This is a genomic window from Paractinoplanes durhamensis, from assembly GCF_016862175.1.
Lineage (GTDB): Bacteria > Actinomycetota > Actinomycetes > Mycobacteriales > Micromonosporaceae > Actinoplanes > Actinoplanes durhamensis.
The window spans coordinates 167,552-188,132 of record NZ_BOML01000022.1; the positions used below are offsets into that span (position 1 = coordinate 167,552).

General features: G+C 73.0%; 17 protein-coding genes and 2 pseudogenes. 4 read left to right on the plus strand and 15 right to left on the minus strand.

Translation table 11 applies throughout. The features are described from left to right. The gene (locus Adu01nite_RS14325; RefSeq protein WP_203727251.1) at positions 1-1,512 is read left to right on the plus strand and encodes a hypothetical protein; all 1,512 of its coding nucleotides are present in this window, start codon (positions 1-3) and stop codon (positions 1,510-1,512) included. 7 nt (positions 1,513-1,519) lie between these two features. Here Adu01nite_RS14325 and Adu01nite_RS14330 read toward each other — a convergent pair whose 3' ends face one another. The 5 genes and pseudogenes from Adu01nite_RS14330 to Adu01nite_RS48895 form a co-directional block, all read right to left on the minus strand. After that, complete coding sequence (locus tag Adu01nite_RS14330; protein ID WP_203727253.1) at positions 1,520-2,554, minus strand: magnesium and cobalt transport protein CorA; 1,035 nt, start codon at positions 2,552-2,554, stop codon at positions 1,520-1,522. A 48-nt stretch (positions 2,555-2,602) separates the two neighbouring features. Continuing rightward, entirely contained in the window at positions 2,603-3,283 is a 681-nt protein-coding gene (locus Adu01nite_RS14335) for a hypothetical protein (protein WP_203727255.1), read from the minus strand. 16 nt (positions 3,284-3,299) lie between these two features. Beyond that, entirely contained in the window at positions 3,300-4,016 is a 717-nt protein-coding gene (locus tag Adu01nite_RS48885) for a hypothetical protein (protein ID WP_239132391.1), read from the minus strand. A gap of 414 nt (positions 4,017-4,430) precedes the next feature. After that, positions 4,431-4,814: pseudogene (locus Adu01nite_RS48890) on the minus strand (Hsp70 family protein); the annotation flags it as partial. A 3,532-nt stretch (positions 4,815-8,346) separates the two neighbouring features. Further along, positions 8,347-8,823, minus strand: a pseudogene (locus Adu01nite_RS48895) (S1 family peptidase); the annotation flags it as partial. Positions 8,824-9,023: 200 nt separating this feature from the next. On the opposite strand from Adu01nite_RS48895, the gene Adu01nite_RS14345 reads away from it, so the two are divergent. Next, positions 9,024-9,332 carry a trypco2 family protein gene (locus Adu01nite_RS14345; protein WP_203727259.1) on the plus strand — a complete coding sequence of 103 codons (309 nt, stop codon included), beginning with the start codon at positions 9,024-9,026 and terminating at the stop codon, positions 9,330-9,332. 13 nt (positions 9,333-9,345) lie between these two features. On the opposite strand, the gene Adu01nite_RS14350 is transcribed toward Adu01nite_RS14345, so the two are convergent. Both Adu01nite_RS14350 and Adu01nite_RS14355 read right to left on the minus strand, forming a co-directional pair. Further along, entirely contained in the window at positions 9,346-10,098 is a 753-nt protein-coding gene (locus tag Adu01nite_RS14350) for a DUF3152 domain-containing protein (protein ID WP_203727261.1), read from the minus strand. A 35-nt stretch (positions 10,099-10,133) separates the two neighbouring features. Then, positions 10,134-10,352: a hypothetical protein gene (locus Adu01nite_RS14355; protein WP_203727263.1), complete on the minus strand. Its 219-nt coding sequence runs from the start codon at positions 10,350-10,352 to the stop codon at positions 10,134-10,136. A 100-nt stretch (positions 10,353-10,452) separates the two neighbouring features. Here Adu01nite_RS14355 and Adu01nite_RS14360 point away from each other — a divergent pair, with 100 nt between their 5' ends. Further along, positions 10,453-11,016, plus strand: a complete 564-nt coding sequence (locus tag Adu01nite_RS14360) for an RNA polymerase sigma factor (protein ID WP_203727265.1) — start codon at positions 10,453-10,455, stop codon at positions 11,014-11,016. After that, positions 11,013-12,131, plus strand: coding sequence for a CU044_5270 family protein (locus Adu01nite_RS14365; RefSeq protein WP_203727267.1), 1,119 nt, complete (start codon positions 11,013-11,015; stop codon positions 12,129-12,131). Before Adu01nite_RS14360 ends, Adu01nite_RS14365 begins: the two co-directional genes overlap by 4 nt. Before the next feature lie 111 nt (positions 12,132-12,242). On the opposite strand, the gene Adu01nite_RS14370 is transcribed toward Adu01nite_RS14365, so the two are convergent. Genes Adu01nite_RS14370 through Adu01nite_RS14405 form a run of 8 tightly spaced genes read right to left on the minus strand, consistent with a single transcriptional unit; the run spans position 12,243 to position 20,574 of the window. After that, positions 12,243-12,803, minus strand: a complete 561-nt coding sequence (locus tag Adu01nite_RS14370; RefSeq protein WP_239132392.1) for a flavin reductase family protein — start codon at positions 12,801-12,803, stop codon at positions 12,243-12,245. Continuing rightward, positions 12,796-13,230, minus strand: coding sequence for an Ohr family peroxiredoxin (locus Adu01nite_RS14375; protein WP_203727269.1), 435 nt, complete (start codon positions 13,228-13,230; stop codon positions 12,796-12,798). Before Adu01nite_RS14375 ends, Adu01nite_RS14370 begins: the two co-directional genes overlap by 8 nt. Before the next feature lie 8 nt (positions 13,231-13,238). Next, on the minus strand, positions 13,239-14,678 hold the full coding sequence (locus Adu01nite_RS14380; protein WP_203727271.1) for an aldehyde dehydrogenase family protein: 1,440 nt from the start codon (positions 14,676-14,678) through the stop codon (positions 13,239-13,241). Positions 14,679-14,687: 9 nt separating this feature from the next. Next, positions 14,688-16,100 (minus strand): GMC family oxidoreductase, encoded by a 1,413-nt coding sequence (locus tag Adu01nite_RS14385; RefSeq protein WP_203727273.1) that lies wholly within the window; start codon positions 16,098-16,100, stop codon positions 14,688-14,690. Further along, the gene (locus Adu01nite_RS14390; RefSeq protein ID WP_203727275.1) at positions 16,093-16,797 is read right to left on the minus strand and encodes an SDR family NAD(P)-dependent oxidoreductase; all 705 of its coding nucleotides are present in this window, start codon (positions 16,795-16,797) and stop codon (positions 16,093-16,095) included. Before Adu01nite_RS14390 ends, Adu01nite_RS14385 begins: the two co-directional genes overlap by 8 nt. Then, complete coding sequence (locus Adu01nite_RS14395) at positions 16,794-18,806, minus strand: oxidoreductase (RefSeq protein ID WP_203727277.1); 2,013 nt, start codon at positions 18,804-18,806, stop codon at positions 16,794-16,796. Before Adu01nite_RS14395 ends, Adu01nite_RS14390 begins: the two co-directional genes overlap by 4 nt. After that, positions 18,794-20,179 (minus strand): aldehyde dehydrogenase family protein, encoded by a 1,386-nt coding sequence (locus tag Adu01nite_RS14400; RefSeq protein WP_203727279.1) that lies wholly within the window; start codon positions 20,177-20,179, stop codon positions 18,794-18,796. Before Adu01nite_RS14400 ends, Adu01nite_RS14395 begins: the two co-directional genes overlap by 13 nt. Then, positions 20,176-20,574 (minus strand): RidA family protein, encoded by a 399-nt coding sequence (locus Adu01nite_RS14405; RefSeq protein ID WP_203727281.1) that lies wholly within the window; start codon positions 20,572-20,574, stop codon positions 20,176-20,178. Before Adu01nite_RS14405 ends, Adu01nite_RS14400 begins: the two co-directional genes overlap by 4 nt. Positions 20,575-20,581: the final 7 nt, after the last annotated feature.

The following is a 20,581-nucleotide window of genomic DNA, read 5'->3' on the forward strand; positions in this document are numbered from 1 at the left end:
GTGACCTCATCGGCGAACTCGACGAAGTCGTCGGAGCTGGCCCGGATCGCCGCCGAGGCGGCCGGCACCTACTTCTCCTCGGTGCAGTTCACCCTGACCCACGGGCCGCTGCCGATGACCACGCTGGGCGCCGAGCCGGACAAGGAGGACCCGAACAGCTGGCCGACCGACTTCTGCCACTTCTCCGCGGCCGGGCTGTCGGTGTCCACGTCGATCTGGCCGTCGGCGATGTCGGCGTTCAGCGGGCGGGTGCAGATCGGTCCGGACGAGCTCGCCGAGCAGCCCGACACGTACGCATATTCCGGTTATGCCGTGCCGAACCCCGGGTTCCTCAACCAGTCGACCCGCAAGGTCGAGGTGCTCATCACGCTCGGCACCGCGCACTGGTCGCCGACCTACCGGGAAACGCTCATGCAGGCGCTGATCATCGAGAAGCTCACCGGGCTGGCCGCCGAGCGGGGTTCGCCGGTGCTGCACCTGCACACCCCGGTCGCGCCGGTGCCGCTGAGCGTCCGATCCCAGCGTGGTGACGGGTCGAGCGAGCGGCTGCGCGACGCGATCGGGCCGTGCCTGCGCTTCTCGATCGGGGTGGATCCGCAGATGTCCGCGGCCCGGCTCGACTTCGAGACCGAGCTGGCGGCGCTGGCCGAGGAATACGGCTTCGGCCTCAAGATCGACGATCAACGGCTTCATCGCGTACGCGGTGAGTGGTTCACGATTCGCGGGTTCGACCGGGAGCGCCACCGCCAGGCCCGCGGCCGGCTGTTCCCGGAGGCGCCGGTGCACACCCCGCGGCGGGCGGTCATCGCGAGCATCGTCGGCCCGTCCCGCACCGGGACGACCGCGGCGACGGTGGCGGCGTTGCGGGCCCGGGGGATCGGGGTGCTGGCCGCCTCCATCTCCAGCATGCGCAAGACGACGTTCATCAACCTGATCCTGCCGGTCGCCGCCGACGCCCCCGGCACGTCCGGGGCGTGGACCGGCAGCTGGCTCGACGCGCTGCCCTGGCTGAGCTCGGTGGCGGGCGGCACCGACGATCGTTCGGCGGCCGCGGACGGCTCGATCGCCGACTGGAAGGTGGCGGTGAGCCCGGTGATGCGCTGCACCTACCCGCCGTCGAGCCAGCAGACCGGGGCGACCACGACCGGCCGGGTGCCCTACCCGATCTGGCTGTGGTGGCAGCTCCCGCACCGCACCGTCGACACGCCCGCCCTGCTGGCCGAGGTGCAGGCCGCGATGGAGCCGCACACCCGGCGGTGCGAGATCGCCTACGCCCAGTCGCGGCTGTGCCGGGGCGACGTCGTCCGGGGCCGGGCCAAGCTGATCGTGATGCTCTCCCAGGAGCACCGCGACCACGCGGCGGTGCAGCGCCTGCTGACCGACGCCACCGAGGCGGCCCAGCTGCGCATCCGGGAATGGATCCCGACCGTCGGCGGGGTCGACCCGAGCAAGGTGCGGCTGCGGTTGTCGCCGCGGGAGCGCTGGCTGACCTACGCCGACATCTCGGCCTGAAGCTTTTTCAGAGCCAGCCGGCGCGGCGCAGCACCCAGTACAGGACGGCCGCGCTGAGCAGCATGAACAACATGATGCTCGGGTAGCCGTAGCGCCAGGTCAGCTCGGGCATGTTCGGGAAGTTCATGCCGTAGACGCCGGCGATCGCGGTGATCAGCGCGGCGATCGCCGCCCACGAGGCGATCTTGCGCATGTCGTCGTTCTGCTCCACCGTCAGCTGGGTGAGCCGGGCCTGCAGGAGGGCGTTGACCACGTCGTCGAACGCGGCGACCTGCTCGACCGCGGCGGCGTGGTGGTCGGCGACGTCGCCGAAGTAGCGGCGGACCTCCTTGGGCAGGTCGGCGAACTCCTTGCCGGCCAGGGCGGCGAGCGGCCGATGGAGCGGGAGCACCGCCGCCTTGAACTTCATCAGCTGCCGTTTGAGCTGGTAGATCTGCTCGACCGTGACCGGCGACCCGGACGCGAAAACGGCCGCTTCGATTCCGTCGAGGTCGGTCTGGATGGCCGCGGCGATCTCGACGTAGTCGTCGACGAGCCGGTCCAGGATCGCGTGCACCACCGACCACGGGCTCCCCGCGTCGAGTGTGCTGTGGTCCAGAACGGTGCCCTGCCGCACGGTGATCACGAAGTGCGGCCCGACGAAGACCCGGATGAAACCGGTGCTGACGATCTCACTGGTCGCGGTGATCTGCTCATGATCGACATATTGGGCGGAACGTACGACGAGGAACACCACGTCGTCGTATCGCTCGATCTTCACCCGCTGCTCGCGCTGCAGAATGTCCTCGACCGTCAGCGGATGCAGCCCGAACACGTCGGCGACCCGGGTGAGCGCGGCCTCGGTGGGCTCGTGCAGGCTGAGCCGGACGAACGCGCCCTCCCGTTCCTGGGCCGCGGCATACAGCCGGGCCAGGTCGGCGGCCGACCCCGGGCTCTCGACCGCGACCCCGTCGACGAACAGGTCGCAGCCCACGATCGCGGTGTGGTCGGCCCGCCGCCAGCCGGCCGGCCGGGGCGGTTCCCAGGTGCGTCGGGCGTCCAAGATTCACGTCACCCCCCGGCCGGAGCCTACTGCCCCTGCTCCGGAGGATCAGTCCAGGTCGGGCTCGGTTTCGGTGAACACCATCGGCTCGACCAGGACCCGGCCGCGGAAGAGGTAGGCCGGGGCGACGACGAAGGTCACCGGGCCGTCCGGCGCACAACCGGCCCAGGGCCGGCCGGCGCCCTCGGCGAGCGGCTCACCGCGCGGCACGTCCTCGGCGAACGTGGCCTGCCGGGTGGTGCCGGCGAGTCCCACGGCCAGGCGGCGGGCCTGCCCGCAGGCCCCCTCGACCGCGCGGCGCTCCGGGTCGGCGAGCTCGTCCCCGTCGCCGCGCAGCCAGTCGGCGACGTCCTGCTCGTCGGCGTTCCCGGCGATCGTGAGCCGGACCAGCTCGCGGACCATCCGGGCCTGCGCCACCGGGCCGTCGGCCCCCGGGCGCGCGCCCCGGACCCGGGCCCAGCGCAGCCGGGCCAGCTGGCGCAGCCGCTGCGTGACGAGGCTCCGGTAGAGGTCGGCGAGGTTGTCGTGCACCAGGTCTTCCTCGTCGGAGCCGCCGGAGAGGGCGAGGACACGGGTGCGCAGGTTCGCCACCTCGTCCCGCAGCTCCGCCAGTTCCTTGGCCTCGTCGGGCACCTCGACGATCGGTGGCGGCGCGGCCGGTGCCGGCAGACCGAGCAACCGGGCACGGGTGTCGGCAGCGGCCGCGATGGCGCGAAACCAGCGGAACACGAGCTCCTCCTACTGTTCAGACCAGGCCGAGGGCTTCGGCCTGCTCCGGGTCGTCGACCGGCAGGTCGATCCGGGTCGTGGTCCCGGTGTCGAGGTCGGTCGCCGTGGCCATGATGGTGGTGTCGCCGAACACCAGGTCGAGTCGCACCTTCCGGTCGGCCGGCGGCCGCCCGACACTGTGGCTGATGTCGATGGAGATCTCGCCGAGCTTCTCGACGCCGGCCTCGGTGACGTACTGCGGGTCGCGGTCGCGACTGGCGAAGAACGTCACCTGCAGCGTGGGAGTCTCGGCCGAGGACGGGGTGAGTATCTTGCGATACGGCTGATCGCGCTGGACCGCCTGGGATCGGCGCACGGCGATCTGGAACCGGTCCCGGACCAGTTTCTGCCCGTCCGGCCCGAAGATGCCTTGGTGCCGGTTGTCCTCCGTGCCCTCCCGGAATCGCAGCGCCATCTGGAATCCGTAGGTCAGCTTCGCGCGGCGCTCGGTGATGAGGTCCGGGTCGTAGCAGAAGTGCACCGCGCCGTGCACCACCGCCTCGCGCGGCTCGGTCGGCCTGGCGACCTTCGCCCGGCCCTTGAGCGCGTGGCTGATCCGGGCGTGCAGGTAGTCACTGACCGAGAACCCGCCGACCAGCAGCACGGTGACGGGCTCGCCGGCGACCTGCTCGCTCAGCTCGTCGAAGGCGCGCCGGACCAGGACGACGATGGGGTCGATGACCGCGTCGAACAACGTCTGCGCCTGCTCGGCGGTGACGAGCAGAGTGCGTAGGTCGTCGTTGGCCGCCGCGGTCAGCCGGTGTCGCACCGGCCTCGGCAGCAGCTTCCACAACGCGTCCGGGATGCCGATGCTGGTGTCGCCGGAGATCACCGGCCGCCCGCCGTCGCCGGTGGCCACGCCCACGTGCCGCTTTTCCTCCTCCCAGTTGTTCTCCACCGCGTTGAGCAGGTTGCCGTGCTCCCGCTCCAACTGGTCGAACACGTCGGGGGCGAGCTGCTGCCGCAACAGCGTCTGGCGGAAAGCCTGGTTGATGAACTGCGAGCCGAGTGCCGCCCCGGTGCTGCCGGCCCCGATCTCGGCCAGCCGGAGCCGTCCCCCGTCCATGGTGAAGGCGAAGGCGGAGATGTCGATCGTGCCGCCGCCACAGTCGACGATCATGAACCGCTGCTCGCCGTCGGTCCGCCAGCTCTTGCCCGGGTTCAGCCGCCCCGCGTCCAGGACGCAGTAGAGGGCGGCGGTCTCCGGCTCGATCGCGATGACCACCTGGTCGCCGCGGCCGAGCCCGGCCTCCACGGCCGCGTCGCGCATCGTCTGCTTCTGCGCGTCGGACCAGATCGCCGGCACCGTGATGCACCACTGGATGTCCGCCATGGTCAGGCCGGTTTCCTTCGTCACCGCCGTCACCGCGTGCTTGCGCATCTGCTCCAGGGTCGAAGCGATGAACCGGCGCACCAGCCGGTCCCGGCCGAGGTCGACGATTCCGTCGCGGCGGGCCACCTCCCTGCTGGTCGGCCGGCCGGCCAGGGCCATCTTGAAGGCGTACGCGTAGCCGTGCAGGCCGAGTTCCTCCCGTTTGTACGCTGAGCTCAGCCACCACAGCTCGTGGGCCTCGTAACCCCAGGCCACCGGCCGGTTCTGCTCGTCGACCACCAGTGCGGACAGGTCCTTGATCGAGCTGCCGGGTGCCTTGGGCCAGTTCCGCCGGTGCAGGATCTGGCGGTTGCGCGGGTCGTCGTTCTCCGGGCTGACCAGCGTCCACGCGAAGCCGCTGCCGTGCGTGCCGAAGTCGATCGCGACGACGACCTTGGCCTTGCCGTTCCGGCTCGGCCTCGGCCTCCGGGGCCGCGGTCGGCCGGTGCCCGGGCGGGAGCCGGAGGTCGGCGGGCACGTCGTGGTGCTCCGCCACCGAGGCTTGCTCCGGCTCCGGTGCGTGGACGCGCGCCGGAGCCGGCAATGCCGCCCGGCCGGCCGGTGGTCCGGCACCGAGCTCCTCCTCCAGCTCGCGGATGTTCTGGTCCAGCTCGTCCACCTCGTCCTCGTCGTCGTCGATCGGCATGACGCCGAGCAGGTCGGCGCGTGCCTGCCGGAAATCGGTCAGCGCCTCGGCCGGCCGGTCGTACGCGCGGAGGAGCTTGCCCCGCACCGACAGTGCCTGCGACCGCACCCGGAGGCTCGCGTCGCCGCCGGTCAGCTCGACGAGCCGGCCGGCGTTCCGGACCGCGTTGCCGGCGGCCCGCAGCGCGTCCTCGTCCCGATCGGACATCCCCAGCGCGAGCATCTCGCCGATCTCGGTATCGACCAGCTGGGCGAGGAACCGCTCCGGCTCGTCCGCGGCCAGGACCTCGTAGGCGCGGCGGGCCTCGACGGCCGGGCCGAGCGCGGCACTGTCGTCCTCAAGATGCTCGAACATCAGCTGGACCTTCTGGGTGAGTAGGTCGGCGATGACGGCCGCCCGGACCGGCGATTCGATCCGGCGCAGCTTGGCGATCGCCTCGTCGAAGACGGCCGGCGCGTCGTCCGCGCGCTCGGCGTCGACGAGCGCGGCCGCGTGCACCGCGGCGGTGATCGGCAGCATCGGCCAGTTGACGCCGGGGCGCTGGTGAAAGAGCTCGTCGGCGATGCCGGCGATGATCGACACCTCCCGCAGAACCTCGCCCTCCGGTTGCAGGACGGCCCAGATCAGGCTGTACATCACGTAGAAGAAGCCGTACAGCTCGGGCGCCTCGTCGTGGAGGCGGCGCATCCGGTCGACCGCCTCGCCGAGATAGCGGGTGGCGATGTCCTCGTCATGATCCGCGAACGCCATCGCGGCCTGGAAACGCACCGTGGCGCTCTGCAGGCGGACCGGTTCGGCCGGCTGGTCCGGCAGGGCGTCCACCGCCTCGACCGCTTCGGCGGCGAACCGGAGCGCCGCCGGACCGTCGCCGGCCATGGCGTGCAGCAGGGCGAGCTGGCCGGTGTGCGCGGCGTAGTGGTGCGAGCCGGGCCCGCTCAGCTCCCGGGCCCGGGTCGATGCCCATTGCGCCCCGGCCAGGTCGCCCTGCATGAACGCCAGCATCGTCCGGACCCCGAGGGTCTCCAGGGCGGCCGCCCTGGGCAGCAGGTCGATGTCGTCGATCGTGACGGCGAGCACCTGCATCGCCTGGATCGGCTCGGCCGCGGCCATCAGCACCTGGGCCAGGATGTTCCGCGATTCGGCGAGGGTCGCGGCGAAGCGGTCCGGGTCGGCGGACTCCTGGATGGCGTCCTCGATCGCGCGCACCGCCCGCTGGGCCGAGTCCAGGGCGCCCTCGACGTTGCCGACCGAGATCCGGACCAGCGACTGGGACCCGAGGATCTTGCCGAGCTGCTGGTGCCGGCCCACCGCCGGGAGCCGGCCGGTGAAGCTCATCATCCGGGCGGAGAGCGGCAGCGCCGCGTCCGGCTGACCGGCGAAGAGCCGGGCCCGGGTCGCCTTCTGCAGCAGTTCGATCAGGGCGTCCTGGTCCTGCCCTTCCTCGGCGGCCTGCGCGGCCTGCTCGTAGACCGCCGCCGCCAGGGCCTGCATCCGGCTCCCGAGCGGGAACTCGATCCCCGCGGCCTCGACCGCCGCGGCCGGCACCCGGGCCACTGACAGGGCCGCGGCGACCCGGTCCGGCAGCGCGTCGGTGGCCGGGTCGGGTGCGGCCGAGTTGAGCGCGATCGCCTGCCCGACCAGGGCGGTGAGGTGTGCGGCGAGGATCCGCTCCAGCGCCGCGACGGCCTTGCTGCGGGCCGTCGGGTAGGGCGACCCGCACATGCGCAACAGGATCTCCAGCATCCGGGAGCGCTGCGCCGGGGCGTCCGCCACCACGAACAGCTCGTCGATCTTGCGGCTGTCCAGCAGCCGGCGCTCGACCAGCCGCTCGCCGAGCAGGTCGGGCTGCACCGGGGGCAGGAAGCCCTCGTCGGCATACAGCTCGGCCATCCGCTCGGCGATCCCGGTGGCCACCTCGACCTTGCGGGTCAGGCCGTGGGCGAGGGTCAGCAGCCGGCCCGCGTCGCCGGCCGAGTACGCGTCGACCACGGTGGCGATCGCGAAGCAGTCCTCCCGGGTGTCCGGGTTGCCGGTGAACTCGGCTAGGGCCGGCTCCCAGACCTTGTCGTCCTCGCGGAACAGCAGCTGGTCGAGCAACTCGTACGCCCGGGCGTCCGGGTCCGCCGGGCCCGCCGGGCCGGGGCCGTCCTGCAGGTCGGCGAGCGCCTGCGCGTGCACCAGCAGCGGGGTCGGGAAGGCGGCCAGCGGCCGGTCGCCGGCCGGCCGCTCGACGCCGCGCAGGGCGGCGAACGCGGCCGACGCCGTCGCGTAGTGCTCGGCCCGCTCGGCCGCGGTGAGCTCGTGCGCCTGCAGCCGCACCACCTCGGCCGGCTTCAGGTAACTGAGCTGCATGGCGGCCCGGAGCCGCTTGAGGAAGCGCTCCGCCGAGCGGACCAGGAACAGGATCCGGACCGGTTCCTTGCGGTCGGTGACCACCGCCGACTCGATGAACTTCGCGGCCGGCTCCGCGCTGTTGTCCATGTAGTCCTGCACCAGCAGCACCGGCATGCGCAGGTTGGCCAGGTCGGCGCCGGCCGGCTCGCTGCCGGTCTCGGTCGGCCCGGCGACCCAGCCGTCGGCGATCGCCCGCCGGCACAGCTCCGCCGCCGTCCGGCTCTTCCCGCTGCCGGCCGGGCCGGTGACCACCGCGAAGCTGACCCGGTCGGTGGGCCCGGCCAGCCATCCGGACAGCACGGCGAGCGCCTCCTCGCGGCCGATGAACGGCACCACCTGGTATTCCGCCCGCAGCGGCCGGATCCAGGAGGTCAGCAGGCTTTCCCGGAGGGCGGCGGTCATCATCGGCGCGAAGCTGCGGACCCGGATCGCCTGGCCGGAACCCATCCGGAAGGCGAGCAGGTTGCTGAGGTACTGCCGGGCGCTGCCGCTCTGCCAGTCCCGCGGCAGCGCGGGCCGCAGCCGCGGGTCGGCGAGGAGCAGGCTCACCGGCACCGCCTCCAGCCGGCGCCCGCCGAAGCCCCGGTGGTCGGCGACGATCACGCCGATGAGCACGCCGCCGAGGGTGAACAGCGCCGCACCGGAGAAACCGGACCAGCCGGCCTCCTCGATCGGCGCCGAGGACATGACGTCGACCGAGATCATGTCGCGGGGGCCGGACAGCGGCGCGCTCGTCCCGCGGACCCCTTCCGGCCGGCGGTCCGCGGCCTCCCGCTGGACCCGCGGGAAGCCGGTGGTGAGGACCTCGACCGGCTCGTCGACGTCGGTGATCGCGATCGTCGGTGTCTCGTCGGTCTCGTCGGACTGCACCCGGAGCAGGGCCACGTCGAGCGCCTTGTCGCCGGGCCGGATGATCTCGGCGACGGTGAGGTCGCCGCCGGTCAGCCGGGTGACCCGCAGACCGGCCGGGCCGTCGAGGCCGTCGAGCAGGTGCCGGGCGGTGACCACCAGACCGGGGGCGATCAGATATCCCGATCCCCGGCGGGGCTTGCCGGCGTCCAGGCTGACCTGCTCCGCACGCTGCGCCATCACCACGCTCCCGGATCACTCTTGCGGCGGTGGCCGATCACTCAGAATCACCCTAGGGGCACCCCCGGGCAGAACACAGAGGACGCACCACCGGAATGCAATACACGTTCGGGCAAGTGCGCTGTCGCCGCCGTTCTGGGTACGATCCATCGCCGTTCCGAAATGGCTTATATCTTTCAATATGCACGTGGGGAGTCCGCATGAGACCGTCCGCCCGGGAAGAGCTGACCATCTCCGAGGCCATCGACTCGCTGCGGTCGCAACTGCTCGACGCGTCGGCCTGGGGGGAGGGCGAGCAACTCACGTTTTCCCTGGACTCGGTCGAGATCGACCTTCAACTGACGGTCAGCCTGGCGCACAAGGGCGAGGCCAAGGTCGGTCTCTGGACGGTGGTGACGGCCGGCGGCGACATCACCCACACCCAGGGCCGGACCCACACCGTCCGTCTCAAGCTGACCCCTCAGGACAGTAGGAAAAAAGGGCGAATTCAACTCAGCGACGAGGACTGAATTCGCGCATTGATCAAGAACGGCCGCGATCGCGTGGCGGCACCGGATCGTCGTAGGCGCCGATCCGGCCGCGGTGGCGTTCGCCGTCGAGGATCGGCCAGGGGTTGGCCGTGCAGCCGTGCAGGCCGAGGGTCTGCTGCTGCATGACCGGGGCCGGCTCGCCCTTTCCCGGGCAGAGTTCGTGGGCCTGGCCCAGGCGGTGCCCGACCTCGTGGTTGATCACGTATCGGCGATAGACGTCGAGGCTCGCGCCGTAGCCGGGCACCCCCTTGACCCATCGGGCCACGTTGACCACCACCTCGTCGTGGCTGCGGCACGAGGTGTAGCCGTCGGCGGCGCCGTCGCAGAGGCTGTCCCGGGTCTTCGGGGTGACCAGCCGGACCGTGAAGTCGGCGTCGCCGGCCGGGCCGACGCGTTGCAGGCGCCAGTCGCCGCTGCCGGTCCAGCTGCGCGGATCCCGCAGGGTGGCGGTGACCGTGGCGGCGAACTCGGCGGCGGTCAGGCCGTGGATGTCGCGTTCCACCGCGACCCGGTAGCGCAGGAGGGTGCCCTTCGTCCCGGCCGGGGCGGCGGCCTCACCGGCGGCGACCGCATACTTCCGGCCGCCGCCGGCCGGGTAGGTGATCTCCGGTTTCGCGGCCGCGGAAGGAGACGCGGACGGCGATGCGGAAACCGGCGGCGGGGAGCTCCCCGGTTCCGCGCGGACCGCCGTGCCGCAGCCGGCCATCAGCAGGATCGCAGCGCTCAGGATCGCGGGTGATCTCATTCCCCCATGACGACTGAGCGCCGGTCAGGGTTGCATCACCGGCGGGTGCGGACGGCGGCCACCACCACGGTGAGCAGGGCCGCGGCCACCACGAGGGCCACCCACCACCCGAGGTGGGCGCCGGTGGCGGCGCCGTTGTGGACACCGGGGTGCGGCGTGGTCCGGGCCGGGTCGAGGGTGATCCCGGCGCGGCCGTGCCCGAACGCGGGGGAGGGGCCGAAGCCGCCCGGCCCCGGTGTGCTGCGAATGGCCATGCGAACACCTCCGGAGGATCGACGGTAGTCGCCGTGTAAGAAATCGGCTCGCCCGCGCACTCCCTGGTGACCGATCACCTTCCCTAAGGACGGCCCATCAGTGGCAGAACCTGAAACCGCGCAGGAGTTCACCGCGCTCTATGCCGACAACCACCGACGCGTGTACGCCTACGCCGTCGCCCGCGCCGGCCGGTCACTCGCCGACGAGGTGGTGGCCGAGACGTTCCTGGTCGCCTGGCGGCGGTTCGCGCAGATGCCGCGCGGAGCGGCCCTGCCGTGGCTGCTCGGCGTCGCCCGCAACGTGCTCCGCGAGCGATATCGCGCCGAGGAGCGGCAACGCGCCGTCGCCGCCGAGATGCTGGCGTGGGTCGCCGACGCGCCCGACGTCGCGGACGGCGTCGCCGAACGATCGGCGCTGCTGGCCGCGCTGGCCGGCCTGTCCGAGAACGACCGGGAAGTGCTGACCCTGACCGCCTGGGACGGGCTGTCGGCCCGGGCCGCGGCCCGGGTCGTGAACTGTTCCGCCCCGGCGTTCCTGGTCCGCCTGCACCGGGCCCGCAACCGCCTCATCCGCGCCGTCGAGGCCGCCTCGGAATCCGCGGCCACCCCGGAATCCGCGACCGCCTACCCCCTTACCGTCGTCACCCAGGAGTCGAACCGATGAAGAACCACATGAAGTCCCTCGCCGACGCGCGCCCGGCCCGGCTGGACCCGCCGGGAACGCCGCCACTGACCTTCGCCTTGACCGAAATGCCGGAAAAGTCGCGGCGCTTCCGGGCTGCTGCTTTGATCCCGGCCGGCGGACTCGCCGCTGCGGCGGCTGCCACGGTTGCTGTGCTGGTGATCGGCTCGGGGGAGGCGCCCAGCGGGCCGACGCCGTCCGCTGCGCCGCTGACCGCCTCCCAGATCCTGCTGACCGCGGCGGAGCACAGCAGCCAGGACCATCCCGGCACCGGGAAGTACCTGCTGTTCCGGACCGAGAGCGGCACGGTGATGACGGTCGGCTCCGGCTCCTCGACCTACCAGATGACCGACCGGACGTCGAACGAGACCTGGTTGTCCCGCGCGGGGACGGAACCCACCCGGGTGATCTCGCAGGACCTCGGCATGACGCCGACCACCCCGGCCGACGCCGCCGCCTACCAGGCCGCCGGGTCGCCCGCACAGGTGCTGGTCGGCAAGCCGCTGCCGACCGGGAAACTCGGCCCCGGCACGCCGGCCGGCGTCGCCGGCGGCGCGCGACGCACCTCCACGACCGACGGCGCGAACATCTACGCCCTCGGCGCCACGAGCATTTCCGTACGGGATCTGGAAAAGCTCCCGGCCGACCCGGCGGCCCTGCGCACCGCGTTGCTGAAGAATTTCGACGGCGGTGGCAGTGACCTGCCCACCGATCGGGAGCAGTGGCTGCTGGGCGTGGCGTCGACGCTGATCGCCGAGATCCCGGTCAGCGGCCCGGTGCGGGCGGCGGCGTTCCGCCTGATCGCCGGCCTCGACGGGGTGCGCCCGCTGGGCGTCGTGGCCGACCAGCACGGCCGCGAGGGGCAGGGCTTCGCCTTCACCGCGACGAACGCCTTCACCGGCTCGATCGAGCACCGCTTCGTGATCGACGCCGCGACCGGGCGCGCCCTCGGCGAGGAGAGCCGGGTGCTGCAGCCGGGAGGCACGACCGCCCACTTCGGACCGGGCAGTCTCCTCGGCTACACCGTAGTCCTGGAGCAGAGGGTCACCGACCAGCGCACGATGGATCCATGGGGACAGGTGCGCAGAGCAGGGTGATCGCGGACTTCGGGCGCCCGATGCCGGCCCTCACCGAGGTGATGGCCGGCATCGGTCCGCGTCTGCTGCGCCGCCAGGGGCGGTCCGGTCCGGCCCGGGTGGTCGGTTTCGCTACCGGGCCGCTGAACGCGATGACCCGGCTCGGCGAGCGTCGCCTGATGCCGCCGGCCGATCCGAAGCGGCGCCGCCGGGGGTGAGCGGGGCCACCGCCCGGAATTCCGAGTCGTGCCAGATCAGCGGCGCGCGGGTCGGGTCGGCCGCCATCGACAGGACCCGGAGCAGCACGATCAGGTGGTCGCCGCCCGGGACCACGGTCTCGGTGCGGCATTCGAACCGGGCCGCGGCGCCGTCGAGCAGCAGCGCGCCGCGGCTGGTCTGGTCGAACGTCGCGCCGGCGAACCGGTCCCGGCTGCGGCTGGCCAGCTGCCGGCCGAGCCAGGCGTGCTCCTCGGTGAGCACGCTGACGCCGATGGTGTCGGCGGTGCTCAGCACCGGCCAGGTGCGCGACGCCGCGTCGATGCACAGCGCGAGCAGCGGCGGGTCGAGCGACACCGATACGAACGCGCTGACCGCGAGCCCGACCGGCGCGCCGTCGATCTGCGCGGCCACCGCCATCACGCCGCGCGGGTAGAGGGTGAAGGCCCGGCGGAGTTCGGCGAGGTCGTCAGTCACGGGGACCCGCCACCCATCGGCCGTTGGCGGTGATCGCCACGTCGACGTTGCCGCGCAGGGCGTTCGAGTAGGGGCAGACCCGGTCGGCCTCGATGGCCAGCTCGACGGCCCGGTCGGGGTCGGTCACCCCGGGGATGGTCACCGCCAGGGTGGCGCCGATCCGGAAGCTGCCGTCGTCGACCGAGGACAGCGAGACGGTCGAGTCGACGCTGGTCTCGCCGAGGTCGACCCGGGCGCGCCGGGCCACGGTGGCCAGGGCCCCTTCGAAGCAGGCGGCGTAGGCGACCGCGAACAGCTGCTCGGGGTTGGTGCCGGGGCCGCCGGTGGCCGGCCGGGAGAGGTCGACGTCGAGGTGGCCGTCGTCGCTGCGGCCGTGGCCGTTGCGCCCGCCGGCGACGTGGGCTTTTGCGGTGTAGATGTGTGACACAACGACTCCTAGAAGGGGTAGCGGGCGATCTCGGCCTGGCTGGTGAGCCACTGCTGCTCGGTGAACGCCTCGGCGTTGTAGCGGGTGGAACCGACCCGGCTGCCGTTGCCGGAGGCGCGGACGCCGCCGAACGGCTGCAGCACGTCGTCGACCAGGGTCTGGTCGTTGACGTGCACGTTCCCGCTGACGATGCGGTCGGCGAAGGCGAGCCCGCGGCCGACGTCGGCGGTCAGCACCCCGGCCGACAGGCCGTACTCGGTGCCGTTGGCGAGCTCGACGGCCTCGTCGAAGTCGGCGAACGTGGTGATCGGCGCGACCGGCCCGAAGATCTCCAGGTCGTAGGCGCTCATCCCGGGGCGTACGCCGGTGAGCACGGTCGGGGCGTAGAACAGTCCGTCGTAGGTGCCGCCGGTGACCACCGAAGCGCCCGCGCCCCGGGTGTCGGTGACGATCTTGTGGACGGCGTCGCGCTGCCGGGCGTCGATGATCGGCCCGATCGCCACGCCCGGTTCCAGGGCCGCGGCGCGGGCGGCGAGCCGGGTGGCGTACTCCTCGGCGATCGACTCGTGCACCAGGTGCCGGCTCGACGACATGCAGATCTGCCCGGCGTGCAGGAACGAGCCCCAGGCGCCGGCGCTGGTCGCGGCGTCCAGGTCGACGTCGTCGAACACGACGAGCGCGGAGTTGCCGCCGAGCTCGAGGTGCACCCGCTTGAGGCGCTGCGCGGCCTGCACCGCGATCGCCCGGCCGGCCCGGGTGGAGCCGGTGAACGCGATGATCGGCACGTCCGGGTGGTCGACCAGCGCGGCCCCGAGGGCGCCGTCGCCGGGCAGCACGGCGAGGGCGTCGGCCGGGAGTCCGGCCTGGAAGAGCGCCTCGGCGATGATCGTGCCGCCGCTGACCGCGGTGCGCGGGTCCGGCTTGACCACGACGCTGTTGCCGACGGCCAGGGCCGGCGCGACGCTGCGCAGGGCGAGGAACAGCGGCGAGTTGAACGGCGCGATGACGCCGACGACCCCGGCCGGGAGGCGGCGGGAGATGCTGAGCCGGCCTTCCGGTGACGGGTAGGTCTCGCCGGTCGGTTCGAGCGCGAGACCGGCCGCGGTGTAGAGGGCCTGGGCGCTGATGGTCAGCTCGAACATCGCCTTGCCGACGGTGGCGCCGCCCTCGCGGACCAGCCAGTCGGCGAGTTCCGGCATGGTGGCCTCGATCAGCCGGCCGGCCTCGCGGAGGATGCCGGACCGCTCGAACGCGGGCCGCCGGGCCCAGGCGCGCTGGCCGGTGACGAGCCGGGCCACGGCCGCGGTCAGCTCCTCGGTGGACGCGGTCGCGATCTGGCCGAGCACGGCGCCGGTGGCCGGTTCGGTGATGTCCGCGGTTGTCACGGCCGGCTGGGCGGTGCCGGCGTACAGAACTGTGGGCAGCCGGTCGGGGTCGATCAGGGGCATGGCAGTCCTCTACTCGGGCAGGACCAGCGCGGCACCGCGCAGGCCGATCATCATCGAGGCGAGCATCGTGTTGGCGCGGGGGCTGACCGGCATGATCGAGGCGTCGGCGACCGACAGGCCGGTGACGCCGACGACGGCGAGCGCCGGGTCGACCACCGCGCCGGGGTCGGTGCCCATCCGGCAGGTGCCGACCAGATGGCCGTACGACTCGAGGTGGTCGGGCAGCCGCTCCCGGTCCCGCCACCAGGGGTTCTCCGGTTCGATCAGGACGTCGCCGAGGGCGTCGAGCGCCGCCTGCGCGTCGTCCAGCAGCAGGTCGAAGGCCTTGGCGTCCTGCGGATCGCCGAGGTGGTTGAGGTGCACCTCGGTGCTGCCGTCCGCCGCGAGCCGGACCGAGCCGCGGCTGACCGCGCGCATCAGCCCGAGCCCGAGGAAGACCTCGGCCGCGTCCTCGCCGGGCAGGTAGGGCTTCGCCTGGTGCGGGTAGAGGTGCACCTCGACCCGGTCGTCGGCGAGGATCTCGTAGCGCAGCAGCACGCCGTTGACCGGGCGCAGGCCGGGCGCGGCCGGGTCGGCCGCCCGGACCTGGAGCACGGTCCACGGGTGGTCCTGCAGGTTGGCGCCGACCCCGGGGGCGTCGTGCACGAGCGGGACGCCGGCCGCGGCCAGGTCGGCGGCCGGGCCGATGCCGGAGCGCAGCAGCAGCGCCGGGGTTTCGACCGAGCCCGCGCAGACGACGACGTGATCGGCGTCGATGACTCCGGTCGAGGTCTCCACGCCGACGCAGCGGGTGCCGTCGAACAGCAGGCGCTGCGCCGTGGTTCCGGCGCGCAGGTACTGGCGCAGGCGGGGGAGCAGGGCTTCGTGGACGCCGTAGCGCACGGCGCCGTCGATGGTGTTGGTCGGCCAGTGCCCGACGCCGAGCGCGCCCGGCGCGTTCTGGTCCTCGACCCAGGCGTGGCCCTGTTCGCCGGCCCAGTCGGCGAACGCGGTGTCGACCGGCCCGAAGCTCAGCCGGGTGATCGGGATCGGGCCGCTGTTGCCGTGCGCGGGTCGGTCGCCGAACTGCGCGTCGGTCTCGAGCGCCCGGAAATAGGGGGCGACGTCGTTCCACCGCCAGCCCTCGATGCCCCACTCGTCGAAGCACCAGGGCTGGCCGCGCAGCGCCGCCGCCGAGTTCGTCGACGTGCAGCCGCCGGTGACCCGGCCGCGCAGCAGCGGCCGGCCGGTGTCGGCGTCGACGTGTCCCCAGTCGACGTCGGCCGGGGTGGCCAGGTCGCGGCGCATCCAGTCCGGCGGGGGAGTGCCGGGGTCGTCGCCCGCTTCGAGCAGGATCACGTCGGCGTCACCGCGGGCGACGAGGCCGTCCGCGCAGAACAGGCCGGCCGCGCCGCTGCCGATCACCACGATCGTCTTACGCAAGGCTCTCACCACCATCGAGGACGAGGATCTGGCCGGTGGTCGACGCCGCCGCCGGGGAGGCCAGGTAGGCCACGGCCGCGGCGACGTGCGCGGCGGCGATCGGGGCGCCGAGCGGGATCGCGGCCATCTTCCGGTCGACGTAGCCGGGGTCGGCGAGGACGTCGGCGGTCATCGCGCTGGGCACGACGGTCGGCGCGACGGCGTTGACCCGGATCCCGTCGGCCGCCCATTCGAGGGCGAGCAGCCTGGTCAGGTGACTGAGTCCGGCCTTGCTCACGCCGTACGCCAAGGAATTCTTTGCCGCCAGAAAAGCGTGCGTGGAGGAGATCGAGACGATCGCGCCGCCGTTCGCGGCGAGCGCGGGGTGGGCGGCTTTCGCCATCCGGTAGGCGCCGGTGAGGTTGACGTCGAGCACGTGCTGGAAGGTGGCGACGTCGGTCTCCAGGGCGGTGCGGCGCACCATGATGCCGGCCGCGTTGACCAGCAGCGACAGCCCGTCGACCGCGGCGACCACGGCAGCGCAGGAGGCCTCGTCGGTCACGTCGAGCCGGTGGATGGTGGTGCGCTCGTTCGCCGGCGGGGCAAGGGCGGCGACGTCGGTGTCGGCCAGCGCGAGCCGCATCCCGGTGGCGCCGAGCGCGGCCGCGATGGCCTGCCCGATCGCCCCGGCGGCGCCGGTGATCAGGGCGGTCGTCATGCCGCGACCAGGGCGTAGGGAGGGCGCATGGACAGTCCTTGGGTGATGGTGGGGGCGCCGATCAGCAGGCCGGCGGCCCGGCCCTCGTAGACGGCTTCCTGGACGGTGCGCGGCGCGAACGCGTCGCCCACCAGATGCACCTGGCCGGCCCAGCCGGACCGGGCGAGCTCGTCCAGCAGACCGGCGCGCGATCGGGCCGGTCGGACGTGGACGATCGAGTCGACGCCGGTGAGGGTCTGTTCCGACCCGTCGACGGTGTGGGTGATGGTGACGGTCCGGCCGTCCGCGTGGGCCGGCCGGTGCATGGTGAAGATCCGGACGCCGGCCGCGCGGAGTCGTTCGGCGAGGCCGAGCCGGGAGTAGACGGTGATCCGCGGCGCCATGCTCGCAAGCGGGCTGACCAGCCGAACCGCGGTGCCGCGCGCTGCCAGAACCTCGGCGAGCGCAAATGCTTCCCAGGACCCCAGTTCGTCGAGTACGACGGTGGTCGCCCCGGCGCACGACGGTTGCCGCACGACGCCGGCGAGTTCGAGCACCGGTGGCCCGCCCGGCAGCGACAATGCGTCGTCCGGGTGGGTGGCCGCACCGGTCGCCATGACGACGACGTCCGGCGCGAGCCCGGCGACCGTCGCGGCGGTGACCTCCGCCCCGAAGCAACGGACCACGGTGCTCGCGTCCAGTTCGGCCCGCAGGTCGTCGAGGAGCAGGCCGAACCCGCCGCGGACCCGGGCGACGTCCGGCAGTGCGCCACCGGGCTCGGTGGCGGCATCGGCGAGGACGACGTGATGGCCGCGGCGACTCGCGGTGATCGCTGCCTCCAGCCCCGCCGGTCCGGCCCCGACCACCAGCACGGACTGCGGCGACGGCTGGGTGGATGAAGCAGCGAGCCAGGCTCGTTCGTTGCCGACCGCCGGGTTGACCGTGCAGGTGATCGGCGTGATCGCCTCCAGGTTGGCGTTGCAGCCCTGGTTGCAGGCGATGCAGTGCCGTGGGGAGTCCTGAGCGAGGGTGCGCCGGGTCAGGGCCGGCTCGGCGATGTGCGCCCGGGCGTACCCGACCAGATCCGCCTCCCCGGCCGCCACCATCGAGGCGCCGGTCTCCAGGGTGTCGATCCGGCAGACGGCGAGCACCGGCACGTCCGGGAACTCCCGCTTGAACCGGGCGGGCAGATGCCGGAACGGCGCCCGCCCGTAGCTCATGTCGGCCATCTGGGTGCTGAGCGAGGCCGCCCCGACGTACGCGGAGTGGCTCACGTGCAGGAAGTCGATCGCCACCGAACCGCGGAGGTGCTCGACGATCCGGACCACGTCGTCCGGGCCGAGCCCGCCGGGCAGGAACTCGTCGGCGGACAGCCGCACCCCGACCGCGGCCCGGCCGCCGACCGCGTCGGCCACCGCGACCAGCACCTCCCGGGCGAGGCGGACCCGGGCCGCGAACGAGCCGCCGTAGCCGTCGGTCCGGTCGTTGGTGAGCGGCGAGAGGAACTGCTGGAGCAGGTGCCCGTGCCCGAGGTGCACTTCGAGGCCGTCGAACCCGGCCGCGACCACCCGGGCCGCGGCCGCCGCGAACCCGGCGACCACGGCGTCGAGGTCGAAGGCGTTCATCACGTGCGGCGAGTGCGCGCCGGTGCTCCACGGCGCCGGGCCGGCTCCCCAGCTGCCGTGGTGCTCGTCGCCGGAGTGCCGCCCGGTGTGCAGGATCTGGGCGAACAGCCGGGTGTCCTCGGCGTGCACGACGCCGGCGAGCGCGGTCAGGCCGGCCAGGGCCTCGTCGTCGTAGGCGTGCACGCCGAGCCGGCGCAGGCTGGTCGGGTGCACCCGGATGCCCTCGGTGATGATCAGGCCGGCCCCGCCGCGGGCTCGTTCCCGGTGGTAGTCGAGGTGGCGCTGGGTGACCAGGTTGCGGCCGGCCTCGCCGAAGTTGGTGGTGTGCGGGGCGACGAAGATGCGGTTCCTGATCCGGGCCGGGCCGAGGTCGATGCCGGTCGTCAACACGTTCAGCTGACCCACCTCGCCGACACCGACTTGAGGTCGGTGAAGAAGTCGACGGCGGTGCGCCCCTGGGAGTGGATCGTGCCGAGGAACGACTTCCGCCGGCCGCCGAAGCCGACCTGGGCGGTCGGGGCGGCGACGCCCACGTTGACGCCGATGTTGCCGACGTCGGCGCGGCCGGTGAACGCGCGGGCGGCGGCGCCGTCCCGGGTGTAGATCGAGGCCGCGTTGCCGAACGGGCTGCCGTTGACGAACTCGATGGCCGCGTCGAGGGTCGGCACGTCGACGACGAACAGCACCGGCCCGAAGATCTCGTCGGTCAGCAGCGGACTGTCCACGGTCGCCCGCACCACCGACGGGCCGATCGCGTAGCCCTCGCCGCGGGAGTCACGGCCGTCGACGAGGACGTCGGCGCCGGTCAGCACGCCCTCGACGGCTTCGACCGCGGCGCGGGAGATCATCGGCGGCAGGTCGGTGGTCGCCCGGGCCCTGGCCAGGACCGCGTCGACCAGCGCGGGCTGCGCACCCACCGTGACCAGGATGCTGCTGGACAGGCAGCGCTGCCCGGACATGCCGAACGCCGAGGTGGTGACGGCGGCGGCGACCACGTCCGGGTCGGCGTCCGGGAGGGCGACGAGCGGGTTCCGGGCACCGCCGGCTGCCTGGGCGCGCTTGCCGGCCGCCGACGCGCGGGCGTAGACGGCGGCGGCGGTCGCCGACGAGCCGACCAGGGACACGCTCGCCACGTCCGGGTGGTCGCAGAGCGCCTCCACGGCCGCCCGGCCGCCCTGGACGATGTTCACCACGCCGTCCGGGAAGCCCGCCTCGGCGAACAGCCGGCCGAGCGCGGAACCACCGAACGGGGTCTGCTCGGACGGCTTGATCACCACGGTGTTGCCGCAGGCCAGCGCCCACGACCAGTAGATCAGCCCGGTCATGATCGGGAAGTTGAACGGCGCCACGATCGCCGCGACGCCGATCGGCTCGCGCACCAGGGTGGCGTCGATCCCGGCCACGACGTCGACCACGTGCTCGCCGGCCAGCAGGGCCGGGGCGGTCGCCGCGGCCTCCAGGTGCTCGCGGGCCCGGTCCAGCTCGGCCCGGGCGTCGGCGAGTGACTTGCCGTTGTCGCGGGAGATGGTCGCGGCCAGCTCGCCGGCGTTCGCCTCGATCAGGCCGGCCAGCCGCACCAGCACCCGGGCCCGCCGGGTGGACGGCGTCGACCGCCAGCCGGGCAGCGCCGCCCGGGCCGCGGCGACCGCGCGGTCCACGGTCGCGGCGTCGCCGGCGCCGACCGACCCGATCGGCTCGCCGGTGGCCGGCGCGGTCACCGGGATGTCGGTGCCGGTCGACGGTTCGAGGGCGCCGCCGATCAGATTCGGCGCCCTCATGAGCGCACCTCCTTGACGGCGACCACGTCGATCTCCACGCGGCACTCACTTCCGATTCCGACGTAGACGGTGGCGCGGGTCGGGAACTCGCCCGGCGCCCAGTAGGTGCGGTAGACGCTGTTCATCTCGTCGTAGAACGCCCGGTCGGCGAGGTAGACCGTGGTCTTCACGACGTCGGCCAGGGAGGAGCCGGCGTCGGCGAGGATCGCGGTCAGCGCGTCGAGCACGATGCGGGTCTCGTCGGCGATCGACGCGGCCGCCGCCATCCGGGTCCGGGTGTCGTTGTCGAACGCCATGCCGTTCGCGAAGACCATCGTCTCGGTCTCGACGCCCTGCGACAGGGGATAGGAGTCGTCGTACTGGGGCCCTTGCGGCACCCGGATGATCCGGCGCACGACGGCC